The organism is Saccharibacillus brassicae (genome assembly GCF_006542275.1).
Taxonomy (GTDB): Bacteria; Bacillota; Bacilli; order Paenibacillales; family Paenibacillaceae; genus Saccharibacillus; species Saccharibacillus brassicae.
This window is the reverse complement of sequence record NZ_CP041217.1, coordinates 1214338-1227058: the sequence shown is the minus strand read 5'-3', so window position 1 is coordinate 1227058 and position 12721 is coordinate 1214338. Positions and strand designations below refer to the sequence as shown.

The following is a 12721-nucleotide window of genomic DNA, read 5'->3' as shown; positions in this document are numbered from 1 at the left end:
ATGAACCGTTCGGTTCAAGCGAAGCTTCGATCCGTCAACGGTTCGAATTATTTGAGCATTTTTTTGGCCAGCTGCATTTGCTCTTCGCCGTAAGGCGGGAAGAACAGCGTCGTGCCGCTTTCGGCCGAAGGGCGCTTCAGGATGCTCTTCTGGTGCGAGAACGTGCGCAGGCTGTGCAGGCCGTGATACGAGCCTGTGCCCGATGCCCCGGTTCCGCCGAACGGCAGATGCGGGTTCGACACATGCAGCAGCGTATCGTTGATGCAGCCGCCGCCGAACGGCACTTTTTCGAGTACGCGATCCTGCACTTCCTCGTCGGTCGTGAACAGGTACAGCGAAAGCGGACGCGGATGCGCGTTGACCTGGCGAATCGCGTCGTTCAGGTCGGTATACGTCAGCACGGGCAGGAGCGGTCCGAACAGTTCTTCCTGCATGCTGGCCGCATCCCACGAATCGATATCCAGCAGCGTCGGTTCGATGAACTTCGTATCCCGGTCGCCGCTGCCGCCGAAGACGATCTTGTCCTTGTCTTTTTCCAGAATGTCGGTCAGACGGTCGAAGTGGCGATGGTTGATGATGCGCCCGAAGTCCGGGCTGCTCCACATGTCTTCGCCGAGGAACTCGCGAATCGCGTTCTTGAGCGCGATCAGCAGCTGGATCTTCTTGCTCTCGTGCACGAGCACGTAATCCGGCGCGATGCACGTCTGCCCGGCATTGACGAGCTTGCCCCAGACGATGCGTTTGGCCGCCATGCGCAGATCGGCCTGCTTGTCGACGATAGCCGGGCTTTTGCCGCCCAGTTCCAGCGTGACCGGAATGAGCTGCTTGGCCGCCGCCTGGGCGACGATGCGGCCGACTTCCGTGCTGCCCGTGAAGAAGATGTAGTCGAACGGCGAGTTGATCAGCGCGTTGACCGTGTCTTTGCCGCCGTCGATGACGCGGACGTAATGGTCTTCGAACACGTCGGCGAGCAGCTGCTTCACGACGAGCGAGACGTTCGGCGTGCTGTCGGACATTTTGATGACCGCGCAGTTGCCGGTCGCGATCGCGCCGACGAGCGGTTCCATGACGAGCTGGAACGGATAGTTGAACGGTCCGATGATCAGCACGGTGCCGTAAGGTTCGTTGATGACGAAGCTGCTTGCGCCGGCCAGCGTGATCGGCGTCGCGACGCGCTGCGGCTTGGACCAGCGATACAGCTCTTTGCTGATCTCGGAAATGCTGTTCAGCACGAAGCCGATTTCCGTCGTGTAGGCTTCGAACGCGGGCTTGCCGAGATCCGCCTGCAGCGCTTCGATCAGCGCGGGCTCGTAGCGTTGGATGGCGGCTTTGAGTTTCTCCAGCCGGCGAATCCGGAATTTGTAGCTGCGCGTGCGGTCGGTATCGTAGAAAGCGCGATGCTCTTCGAGCATCTGCGTCACTTCTTCGGAATTCCATTCTTTTGCAATCGTGTCCTTTGCGATCATAAAGATTGACCTCCTCGGGGGGATGGAATGCTTGAACCGGTAGTTACCCATTTATAAAGTGCTGTAAAAATCATAGGGCTTCCGGAGGGCTAAAGTCAAACTTGCCGGAAGCGTGACGTTCGCAACAACAAAGCCGATGAACCTCAATAACTTTATTACCCACATTCACGGGCAAGCGGAACAAAAATCGGCGGAAAAACGAGATTTGCCGGGAAAAGACAGCGTTCGGGCATGCAAAAAGCCCCGTTCTGCCGCAAAGCGGCAGCCGGGGCTTGCTGGATGAATCTACTGCACGGCCGGCCGGAAGCCGCCGAATCGACGAACCGGCGGTCCTGCAGGCCGGTTACAGCGGAGCGAGCGGCAGACGCACGCCGTCCGCTTCGTCGCGAATATCGCCGACGATCTCTTCCAGAATGTCTTCCATCGTCACGAGGCCGATCGTGCGGCCGCCCGCGTCCGACACGGAAGCCATATGCACGCGGTTCGCCTGCATGCTGAGCATGACTTCGCGCAGCGTGGCGGTCTCCGTGAACTGCGGCAGCTTGTGGATAAAGCCTTCGATCCGGCCGTCCCGCCCCGCCGCGATGGCGGTCAGCACTTCCTTGCTGTGCACGAAGCCGATGAACAGATCCGGGTTGCCGTTCGTGACCGGATAACGGGTATATTCGTGTTCGCTCAATTTCTCGATCAGTTCGCTCTGCGGCACTTCCTTCGCGATTTTGACGATCTTGTCCGAAGGAATCATGATTTCGCGCAGCGTACGGTCGTCGAAAGCGAAAATGTTGTTGAGGTACTGCTGTTCCGTTTTGTTGATCTCGCCGCTCTCGTAACTTTGTTCGACGAGCCATTTCAGTTCTTCTTCCGAGTGCACCGATTCGTGGCCGGCCGGCTTGACGCCGAACAACCGAAGCAGCAGCGTCGCGGAACCGTTAAGCAGACGGATAAAAGGAGCGGTCATCCGTCCGAAGCGGTACAGCCACGGAGCGAGCATGAGCGTCATCTTCTCGGCGAACTGGATCGCCAGCGTCTTGGGCGCGAGTTCCCCGAGCACGACGTGCAGGAACGTCACGAGCGCAAGCGCGATCGTATACGACAGCACGGTCGCGGCCGCGGCCGGAACTTCGAAATGATCGAAGACCGGATGCAGCATTTTCTCGACGGTCGGTTCCCCGAGCGCGCCGAGCACGAGAGCGGTAATCGTAATGCCGAGCTGGCAGGCAGACAGGTAATAATCGAGGTCCTGGGCGACTTTCTTCGCCATGACCGCTTTCTTGTTGCCGTCCGCGACCAGTTGGTCGAGCCTCGACATGCGCACTTTCAATATGGCAAATTCAGCACCGACGAAAAAGGCGGTCAGGCCGATAAACACGGCCACCAAAAACAAGTTTAACGCAATTGATCCGTCCAATAAATTCCCTCTTGCGAGGGATTCACCTCCATGAAATTAGGATTTGGAAACCGGGAATCGGGTAAAGCGGCCGAGCGGCGCTGCCGGAACAAGCCTGACCGGCGAAAGCGTTACTGCTCGGTGTTACTGCTCGGTATAGTTCAGCCGTACCCGTTTGATTTGCAGGTCGTCTTTTTCCGTGATGGTCCACACATGGTCGTTATCGATCAGCTTCTCGCCTTCGGCGGCCGACGTGCCTTTGCGGTGCTGGATCCAGCCGCCGATCGTGTCGGTGTCGCTGCGTTCGTCGAACGTTACGCCGAAGCGCTTCTCCAGCTCGTCGAGCAGCACCCGTCCGCTGATCACGTATTCGCGTTCGCCGGACTGGCGGATCTCGGAGATCTCGTCCGCGTCGAACTCGTCCCGGATCTCGCCGACCAGTTCTTCCATGACGTCTTCCATCGTGACGACGCCCGCGGTGCCGCCGTATTCGTCGACGACGAGCGCGATATGCATACGTTCCTGCTGCATCTTGAGCATCGTTTCCTGGATCGACGTCGCTTCCGATACGTTCGGGATGCGGCGGATAAACTCTTCGAGCCTGCGCGCGCGTCCGGCGATAATGTGCGGAAGCATCTTTTTGGCGTTGACGACGCCGATGATCCGGTCTTTGCTGCCGTCTTCGGTCACCGGGTACCGGGTGTAGTTGTTCTCGTCGAGCACCGCAATCAATTCCGCGTATTCCATATCCTTGTCGATCGTCACGAGCTGCGTCCGCGGCACCATGATGTCGCGCGCCACGCGCTCGTCGAACGAAAAGACGTTTTCCATGTAGGACAGCTTCGTTTCATTGATCTCGCCGCCCTGATAGCTCTGCGTCATGATGATCTTCAGTTCGTCCTCGGAGTAAATCTCCTCGTGGCCGGACGGCTTGACGCCGAAAGCGCGCAGCAGCAGGCGGGACGTTCCGTTAAGCGACCAGATGAACGGATACATGACCCGGCCGAATACGTACAGCGACGGGGCCAGCAGCAGCGTCATCTTCTCGGCAAACTGGATCGCCAGCGTCTTCGGCGCCATCTCGCCCACGACCACGTGCAGGAACGTCACGAGGAAAAAGGCGATAGCGTACGAAGCGACCGACGAAGCGGAAGCCGAGACGTTGAGCCAGTCGAAGACCGGGTACAGCAGCAGCTCGACGGCCGGTTTGCCGATCGCGCCGAGGCCGAGCGCCGTAACGGTGATGCCGAGCTGGCACGCGGACAGGTAGTAGTCGAGGTCCTGGGCCACTTTTTTAGCCTTGACGGCTTTTTTGTTGCCCGCGGTGATCAGTTGGTCGAGCCTCGAGATCCGTACCTTGACGACCGCGAACTCCGAAGCGACGAAGAATGCGGTGAGCGCGAGCAGGACGGCCAGAATCAATAAATTGACGATTGTCATTAGGTCCAATAAGTTCCCTCGTACGAGGGATTCACCTCCAGTGAAATTTTAACGACAGACCCGCCTCTTTCGTGTGAATTCCGGTTGAAAGAGACAGGTCCAAGAAACGGTGATCAACGAAAAGTTGTGGTTCAGCGCCTTCCCAAGTCTGCTGCCTCCTCCCTGAATGTATTACTTGTTACTATACCATAACCTTTCGTAACCATGCAGCACCGCGTTTCGGTTAATAAAATTGACAAACGTCGGACACATTTGCCCGGACGGACTTGACGTTGGCTTTCATGCCGGCAAGATGCTATTCTGAGTAAAAAAGCGCTGCCTGTGGAGAGGAGATCATCACTATGCAAAATATCGTATCGAACAAATGGCTGCTGGCGAGACTTTACGAGCCGGAGCAGACGATCGTGGACTGCCGCTTTACGCTCGGACAACCCGAAGCGGGGCGGGCCGCCTACGAACAGGACCATATTCCGGGAGCCGTGCATCTGGATCTCAAGCAGGATCTGTCCGCCGAAGCCGGCGATCACGGAGGGCGCCATCCGCTGCCGGAACCGGAAGCGTTCGCGGCGAGACTCGCGAAGCTCGGCATCGGCAACGACACGCGCGTCGTCGCTTACGACGACGAAGGCGGCATGAACGCGGCCCGGCTGTGGTGGATGCTGCGCTGGCTCGGACACGAGAACGTAACCGTACTGGACGGCGGGTTCTCGCATTGGAAGCAGGCCGGTTTCCCGGTCGACGACAAACAGGCCGTCCGCGTGCCCGCGACGTTCACGCCCAACGTGCAGCATCATCTGCTGACCGACGTGAACGAAGTGCAGCGCATCGTCGGCACGCTCAAGGCCGAACGCATCGTCGAGAGCGTACACGAAGAAATGGCGGCCGAGCGCGGCGAAGTGCCGGTGCAGGACATCGAGATCCCGGCCGCCGTCGATCCCCGGGTCTTTTTCACCCCGGTGCTGATCGATTCCCGCGCACACGACCGCTACCTCGGCCAGAACGAGACGATGGACCAAGTCGGCGGCCATATCCCGGGAGCGGTCAACTTCTTCTGGAAAGATCTATTGAAGGAAGACGGCACGTACAAGGACGCCGAGGAGCTGGGGCGGCACTTCGAAGGCATCGACCGGGACGCCGAGATCGTCGTGTACTGCGGCTCCGGCGTAAGCGCCTGCCCGAACGTGCTGGCGCTGGAACAGGCCGGCTTCAAGAGCGTGCGGCTGTATGCCGGGAGCTGGAGCGACTGGATCTCGTACGGCGACAATCCGATCGCGACGGGGGAAGAGGTTTAAGGGTTTGATTTGAAAAGGGAAGCCCGCGGCGGACGCGGGCTTTTTTGTGTTGCTGAGGATTGCGGAGGTGCGCAGTGCAGAGGGTCAGAACGGCTGCCGTGCAGTATACCGATGTATGCGAAGTCAACAAGGGACCAACGCTGGGCTGGGGAAAATGTTTTCTGTAGGCAACGAGGAATATACGCCTCGGAGTACGCAGGACGTGTAGGGATGAAATGAAGAGAAAGGCGCTGAATCCATGATGTGTAGATTGGAATCAACAAGATTGTATGGATTTTTAAGTTCGATCAACGAAAAGCTAACAAACAAAAATCATTGAGAGTAAGATCGCCATACTTTCGCCCTATTAACAGAGAAAAGCGGGCAGTATAATTTATACAAAGCCCAGAAATATTAAAGGCTTAAATAAAAGTATAGGGGCGTTGAAAATGAATTACACTTCCTACGAATTAGGGTACTTGAGTGGAAATGAGGTTGTTGAAGTGACTCTTATCGGAACAGAAGCAAATGTCAAGTTGCTTGATACAGGAAACTTCAACGCTTATCGTAGCCGACGGAGACACTCTTATTACGGAGGACATTACAATGCCTCGCCAGCAAGAATTAGAGTTCCACATGCAGGACACTGGCATGTTACAGTTGACTTGGGCGGATATAGAGGCCATGTTCGTTCCTCTGTGAAGATTCTTTCCTAATCACAAGTTGATTTCAAGCCGAACTTTGGAATAACCGAAGTTCGGCTTGTTTTATGAAAATCAACCCTTTGAGATTATCAAGTACACTTAATATCATAAATAAAATTTTGATTAAATATACTTTTTATGATAAAAAACCATTCTTTAAAATAAATAAATAATGTAACATGTTATTTATGAAAACTTGTTAAAAACTTATATATGAAAAGAAGGTGGCTATGTGAGTAAGTTTTATGCTGTAAAGATGGGACGAAAAACTGGAGTATTTAGTACGTGGGAAGAGTGTAAAAAACAAGTAGATGGTTTTCCTAATGCTGTATACAAATCATTTACAAGTTACGAAGATGCAAAATTGTTTGTGTTCGATAAAAAGCTTGGAAATCAAAAAACATTCGATTTTAAAGCAGAAATAACAGCATATATAGATGGTAGCTACAACGATGACCAGAAATATTATAGTTTTGCCAGTATAATTTTTGATGGTGATAAGAAGTTGAAATTTGCAGGTGCAGATAATGACTTAGCAATTGTAGAACAAAGAAATGTTGCAGGTGAAGTTAAAGCTGCGATTCAAGTAATCGAATATGCTGTTCGAAGAAATGCTAAGTCGATTGAAATATTCTATGATTATGCAGGTATAGAAAAGTGGGCAAAAAACGAATGGAAGGCTAAGAACTCTTTTACAAAGAGTTATGTGGAGTTCATTCAAAAGGTAAGCTCACAAATCGAAATAGTATTTCTAAAAGTAAAATCGCATTCAGGAAATACATATAACGATGAAGTTGATTTGCTAGCTAAGGCAGCATTAAAGCCTCCTTATAATAAAATAGAAGAAGTTTACAATTTAAGTAATAATCAAAATACTAGTGAAAATTATTCATCATCGAGTCTTACTTTTGACTATGAAAAGGGATTCGAAGAATTGAAGGGGAATAAAAAAAACCTCAATTTAGGATTAATGATTGAAAATAAAATTTTTTCCTCTGAGCATATACTTAAAGTGTTTAAATCAAAATGGAAAAAGCAGAAAAGAAAGCTTAATGAATATACTGAAATTAAAGCTGTGTTCGACATTGAAAATCAGGTAATTATAATTAGGGTTTTAAATACTCAAGGAAAATATGAACTGGTTAAACTCGATAAAGGAGACATGGTATCTAATGGCTAAAAATAAGGGGTACTTTTTAAATAAGATTGGACTAGAAAGTGTGGTAAATAATTTTTGTAACATCGAAAAATCAGAATGTTTAAATCCAGCTAATCAACAGACGAGGTACTTCTTAGAAAAAGAAGATAAAAAATTTTCGATAGATGTATTTTTCAGAAAGGATAATACCATCACAATAACCCCTCTTCCTAATCAAGAGTTTATAGGAATTGCCACAGAATTACATGGTTTAATAAGAGACAGTGTAGAATATAAAAATGTAGTAAGTGGAACTTTCTCCACAAAATTGTTACCTAATCAATTTACAGACTTAAAGCAATTTATAGAAGGGTTGTCAGGTGTAACTGTCCTCAGTGAAGAGGATAAGGGGTTAAATGGAAAAATTATAAAATATAAGACTGATTTCGGTGATTCAGTTACTTTGACTTATTACAATTCTACCCATAAACTCTTCTTTCAAGGTCTAATGATGAATTTATACATTATTATAAAAACTTATTTAGCGCCATTCAACGGAAATGCGATACCGACCAAAATATCAGGAAGTACTGGTGCTTCTATTGAAGAATTGGCAGACCAGTACATAAAGCATAATCTACCCAATGGCTTCAAATATTTAGATCCAATAATGGCTAATTTTATAACCGATAGTTTTACTTTGGTAGCAGCGGGTACTAACTTGAGAGACTATGCTGCTTGGGTTATGCCAACAATGAGGGTTCTTGAGCATTCTATAAAGCGCATATGCTTGAACAGCAGTATTTATCTTGAAGACAAAGGTGGTTTTAGATACTTCAATGGTAATGGGTCGAAAACTTCTCCTGTTTTTCAAGATCATAATGGAAGTCAAGTCGTAAACACTGACTTGCAAAGTAGATTAGACTCTGATAGAGTTGATATTTTAGTTAGGTGTTATTTATACTTGAAGTCGAATCGTCATGAGTTGTTTCATACAACTCAGATAGTGCAAGGTACAAGATTAGTTTCTACTCCTGAAGAAGCGCAAAATATTATTATAGGAGCATGTGATCTAATTGAAGAATCTTTGAAATTTGATCTTAATCCTTAAATTATAAATAAACGGAGGTACTGGCATATGGAGAACTATGAACTGCTTAATTTTAAAAGCGACCGTCGCAAAGTAGTCTTGTCTACTTCTTATGCCAGTCCTCTTGGTAGTGTATATCTCATTTCTAATGAATTAGCCAAAGAAAATTATCATGGGGAAGTACTTTTTGATCTTCTTCTGAGCAACGGATTTAATCCAAATAGGTTCTTATCTATGGTTTTTGACGGAGAACGATTAGTATCTCAAACAACCAAAATAATTAACGAAATTCCTAAGTCTTTACTAATTGAGATATATGAGTTCTACTACGAACATATAGAATATATTGAAAAAAGTAGTTTGCCTGATATACAAAAATATTTGTTAAAAAACAATAAAGTGGCTGAAAACCTTAGTTCAAGTTGATAGTTTATTTGGAAATATATAAATAAAAATTATGAATAATGATTATTTATTTGAATAATCAATCGCATACGTATGCGAATAACGATCCAACGTAATCCCTACAGAAGAATCCCCAAGCCTTTCCATACAATCTTCGGCAAACCGGTTTTCTTTAGCATGTCAGCCAAGTCGTTTCAAAATAATAGGGTTGATCGTTAAACCTCGCTTAGTTTGACTCACCAGCCCAACGTCCTTATAATCCGGTCCTGCAGCCAGCTTGTCCTGTGCTTGCAGGGCTTTTTTTCGTTTCACCGCTTCCACTAAAACCTCCGGCCTAAAAATCGTTCCGATTCCGGTGCTGCGGTATTTGGTCACCGCTTGCTGATTCAGTATCCGCTTTTCCGCTTTAATGAAATCTTCATTACAATGTCGAGCGGGTATCATATGCTTACTAAGTGAGCGGGTATTAATGCACGGCACAAACACACCAAAAAGCGCATAGCGCATATAAGGAGAGAATCGATCATGAAAAGTCACCTCATCTTCGGAGCCAGCCAAGGACTCGGAGATGCTTTTGCAAGAGGCTTGCCCAAGGCGGGGGATACCATGTGGTTGGTATCGCGGAGCCGTCCGTCCAGCCTCGAGCTGCAAGACGGCGTCGAACGAATCTGGATTCCGGCCGACCTGTCCGAAGCGGACGCCGCCCCTATTATTTTCGGGCATATTCAACAAGCGCAGCTGGACGTGGTCGTATACAATTTGGGAATCTGGGAGAGGGAAGGTTTCGAAGATCACTATACCTTCGATCGAGACGAATCCGAGCATATCAGCCGCATGATTCAGACCAATATCACGTCCGCGATCGTATGCCTGCAGGGGCTTCTGCCGAATCTGCGTCGGGCCGATTCCGGCAAGATCATCCTGATCGGCTCGACAGCGGGATTGAGCAACGCGAACAATGCCCAAGTGACCTTCGTCGCTTCGAAATTCGCAATCCGCGGCATCGGTGAAGCGCTGCGCGAACATTTGCGTCAGGACCGGATCGCCGTCACCTGCATCAATCCGGGCGAGTTGGCTGCCGAGATTCCGTATGCAGAGGGGCGGGAACGCGCACTGGAGGCTTATGGAGGGACTCGGATTCCGTTGCAGGACGTGATCGATTTGGCAAGCTGCCTGATCGGTTTATCCCCGGCTGCCTGCGTCAAAGAGATCCATCTTCCGGCCATGACCGACACCAACGCCTGATTTTTATATGGAAAAAGAACTCGCTTCACACGCAGTCGTCTCCTGCACCGACGCACATACGATCCGCTTCTGGGACCGAGGGGTACGCCGGAAGCCGGAGCGACTGGATCTCGTACGGGGTATCATTCGGTGGCAACGGCACGTGCGGAATTTCGGTCTTGGAACGAAACTATACCCACAAGGTGTAAATAAATTTGATAAGTCTTGAAAACGGTTTAAAGTTGTGATACTTTATGTGTAACCGGTTACTCATTCGAGGTGAAAAGTATGGTCACGATAAAAGATGTCGCAAAACACGTAGGTGTATCGGTCGCTACCGTATCGCGGGTACTCAACGAAACCGGTTATGTGCACGAAGATACGCGCCGTATGGTGGAAAAGGCGATTCAAGAGCTGAATTATACGCCCAACGAGGTGGCTCGTTCCCTGTACAAGCGCAAATCGAAATTGATCGGATTGCTGCTGCCGGATATTACGAACCCGTATTTCCCGCAGCTTGCCCGAGGCGTGGAAGACCGGATGCAGGAAAGCGGATTCCGTCTGATCTTCGGCAACAGCGACGAGAGCGAACAAAAAGAACAGGATTATATCCAGACTTTTGTGCAAAATAACGCGGTCGGCATTATCTCGTCCACCAATTTTCCGGGCATGGAATCGTATCGCCGTTTGAATATACCGGTCGTCTTTTTGGATCGGATCTCCAGCGACCGTCCGGCCGTGTACGCGGACGGTCGGGAGGGCGGCCGGATCGCTGCGCAGCAGATTATCAAGCGGGGCAGCCGCCGAATCGCCGTACTGCAAGGCCCGGCGCATATCCGTCCGGCGCAGGATCGTTTTCAGGGAGCCGTCGAAGTGCTTCAGGATACGGGAGTTGCCTACGAAGTGATTCGGACCGCGTCGTTCGCGCTGACAGAGGCGGAGGAAAAAGCGAAAGAGCTGTTCGCTGCTTTTCCCGATACGGACGGGGTCATCGCCAGCAACGATATGGCGGCGATCGCCGTACTGCACGAAGCGCTCCGATTAGGGAAAAAGGTACCGGAAGAAGTGCAGATTATCGGCTTTGACGATATTCCGCTGATCGGACTGTTGTCCCCGCCGCTGTCGACGATCCGCCAACCCGCTTACGATATGGGCTACAAAGCGGCAGAGTTAATGATTCGATTGATCGAAGGACAGCCGGTGGAGCAGCAAAATATCCAGATGCCGGTCGAGTTTGTCGAGCGGGGCAGTACACGAGAAAATCCAGAGAAAAGGCGGGAATAAGCATGAGCGCATATACGAAAAAACAACCGCGCGTCGTCGTGGTCGGAAGTTGTTCGATGGATCTGGTCGTGACGTCTTCCAGACGGCCGGGGGCCGGGGAGACGGTGCTTGGAGAAAGCTTCAAAACGGTGCCGGGCGGAAAAGGAGCCAACCAGGCGGTAGCCGCGGCAAGGCTGGGCGCGGACGTTTCCATGATCGGACGGGTTGGCGACGATTCGCTGGGGCAGACCATTTTGGACAACCTGAAACAAAACGGGGTTTGTACAGACAATGTGGAACCGGTTACACATTGTGAAAGCGGAACAGCGCATATCATTTTGGCGGAAGGCGATAACAGCATCATCGTCGTCGAAGCGGCCAACCGCCACGTAACGCCCGAATATGTGGAGCAAGCGCGCGCCGTGATCGAACAGGCCGACATCGTACTGATTCAGCAGGAGATTCCGGCCGAGACGGTGCTGCTGGTCAGCCGTATTTGCAAGCAGTCCGGCGTTCCTTTGCTGCTGAATCCTGCGCCTGCTCGCCCCGTGGAAGCGGAAGTCATCGACAACAGCGCCTATTTGACCCCGAACGAGCACGAAGCGAGCCTGCTGTTCGACGGAGCGGAGCTCGGCGAAAGTTTGCGGAAGTATCCGAATCGCCTGATCGTGACGGAAGGAAGCCGCGGCGCCCGTTATTTCGACGGACAAGAAGAAGCGGTCGTGCCTTCTTATCCGGTCGAAGCCGTCGATACGACGGGGGCGGGCGATACGTTCAATGCGGCATTTGCGGTCGCTTTGGCCGAAGGGAAAAGCATCGCAGACAGCTTGCGCTTCGCCAATCGTGCAGCTTCGTTGTCCGTCACGCGCTTCGGCGCGCAGGGCGGCATGCCGAAGCGCGCCGAAGTGGAGGAGGCGCTGGCATGAAAAAACACGGCATACTGAACAGTCATATCTCCAAAGTGTTGTCTGATCTGGGGCATACCGATTATATCGTCATCGCCGACCTCGGCCTTCCGGTGCCGCCGGGCGTGCCCAGGATCGACCTGGCGTTGACCTACGGCGTTCCCGGTTTCGAGCAGGTGGTCGAAATTGTAGCTGCCGATATGGAGATCGAGCAAGTCATGATCGCAGAAGAGATGATCGGGCAAAACGAAGCGGCTTACGCGTTCATGCACCAGACTTTTGAAGCGGCATCAATCGAATCATGCAGTCACGAAACGTTCAAGAAGCTGACCGCGGGCGCCAAAGCCATTATCCGTACCGGCGAAGCCAAGCCTTATGCCAACTGTATTTTATACGCCGGCGTTTGTTTTGGAAACGAAGAATAGGAG

Annotated in this window: 13 protein-coding genes; 9 read left to right on the top strand and 4 right to left on the bottom strand. The window is 51.0% G+C overall.

Annotation, left to right across the window (positions count from 1 at the left end; all coding sequences use genetic code 11):
• Positions 1-47 precede the first annotated feature (47 nt).
• From FFV09_RS04990 to FFV09_RS04980, 3 genes are all read right to left on the bottom strand, one after another.
• Positions 48-1466 (bottom strand): aldehyde dehydrogenase, encoded by a 1419-nt coding sequence (locus FFV09_RS04990; RefSeq protein WP_141446658.1) that lies wholly within the window; start codon positions 1464-1466, stop codon positions 48-50.
• 343 nt (positions 1467-1809) lie between these two features.
• Positions 1810-2874, bottom strand: a complete 1065-nt coding sequence (locus FFV09_RS04985) for a hemolysin family protein (protein WP_141446657.1) — start codon at positions 2872-2874, stop codon at positions 1810-1812.
• 123 nt (positions 2875-2997) lie between these two features.
• Positions 2998-4302, bottom strand: a complete 1305-nt coding sequence (locus tag FFV09_RS04980) for a hemolysin family protein (protein ID WP_141446656.1) — start codon at positions 4300-4302, stop codon at positions 2998-3000.
• A 332-nt stretch (positions 4303-4634) separates the two neighbouring features.
• On the opposite strand from FFV09_RS04980, the gene FFV09_RS04975 reads away from it, so the two are divergent.
• The 5 genes from FFV09_RS04975 (at position 4635) to FFV09_RS04955 (ending at position 8922) form a co-directional block, all read left to right on the top strand.
• Entirely contained in the window at positions 4635-5585 is a 951-nt protein-coding gene (locus FFV09_RS04975) for a sulfurtransferase (protein WP_141446655.1), read from the top strand.
• 428 nt (positions 5586-6013) lie between these two features.
• Positions 6014-6280 (top strand): DUF1883 domain-containing protein, encoded by a 267-nt coding sequence (locus FFV09_RS24525; RefSeq protein WP_141446654.1) that lies wholly within the window; start codon positions 6014-6016, stop codon positions 6278-6280.
• A 220-nt stretch (positions 6281-6500) separates the two neighbouring features.
• Entirely contained in the window at positions 6501-7448 is a 948-nt protein-coding gene (locus FFV09_RS04965) for a ribonuclease H1 domain-containing protein (protein ID WP_141446653.1), read from the top strand.
• Positions 7441-8517 carry a type II toxin-antitoxin system RnlA family toxin gene (locus FFV09_RS04960; RefSeq protein WP_170314942.1) on the top strand — a complete coding sequence of 359 codons (1077 nt, stop codon included), beginning with the start codon at positions 7441-7443 and terminating at the stop codon, positions 8515-8517. The genes FFV09_RS04965 and FFV09_RS04960 overlap by 8 nt, the downstream gene beginning before the upstream one ends.
• 27 nt (positions 8518-8544) lie before the next feature.
• A complete protein-coding gene (locus tag FFV09_RS04955) occupies positions 8545-8922 on the top strand; it encodes a type II toxin-antitoxin system RnlB family antitoxin (RefSeq protein WP_141446651.1) in 378 nt (125 codons plus the stop codon).
• A 159-nt stretch (positions 8923-9081) separates the two neighbouring features.
• On the opposite strand, the gene FFV09_RS04950 is transcribed toward FFV09_RS04955, so the two are convergent.
• Positions 9082-9459 (bottom strand): hypothetical protein, encoded by a 378-nt coding sequence (locus tag FFV09_RS04950; protein ID WP_170314877.1) that lies wholly within the window; start codon positions 9457-9459, stop codon positions 9082-9084.
• On the opposite strand from FFV09_RS04950, the gene FFV09_RS04945 reads away from it, so the two are divergent.
• From FFV09_RS04945 to rbsD, 4 genes are all read left to right on the top strand, one after another.
• Positions 9427-10146 carry an SDR family NAD(P)-dependent oxidoreductase gene (locus FFV09_RS04945; protein WP_141446649.1) on the top strand — a complete coding sequence of 240 codons (720 nt, stop codon included), beginning with the start codon at positions 9427-9429 and terminating at the stop codon, positions 10144-10146. The two genes, FFV09_RS04950 and FFV09_RS04945, sit on opposite strands and share 33 nt — an antisense overlap.
• Before the next feature lie 267 nt (positions 10147-10413).
• Positions 10414-11409 (top strand): LacI family DNA-binding transcriptional regulator, encoded by a 996-nt coding sequence (locus tag FFV09_RS04940; protein WP_141446648.1) that lies wholly within the window; start codon positions 10414-10416, stop codon positions 11407-11409.
• Positions 11410-11411: 2 nt separating this feature from the next.
• Positions 11412-12314: a ribokinase gene (gene rbsK, locus FFV09_RS04935; RefSeq protein ID WP_141446647.1), complete on the top strand. Its 903-nt coding sequence runs from the start codon at positions 11412-11414 to the stop codon at positions 12312-12314.
• A complete protein-coding gene (gene rbsD / locus FFV09_RS04930) occupies positions 12311-12718 on the top strand; it encodes a D-ribose pyranase (protein WP_141446646.1) in 408 nt (135 codons plus the stop codon). The genes rbsK and rbsD overlap by 4 nt, the downstream gene beginning before the upstream one ends.
• The last annotated feature ends 3 nt before the right edge of the window (positions 12719-12721 follow it).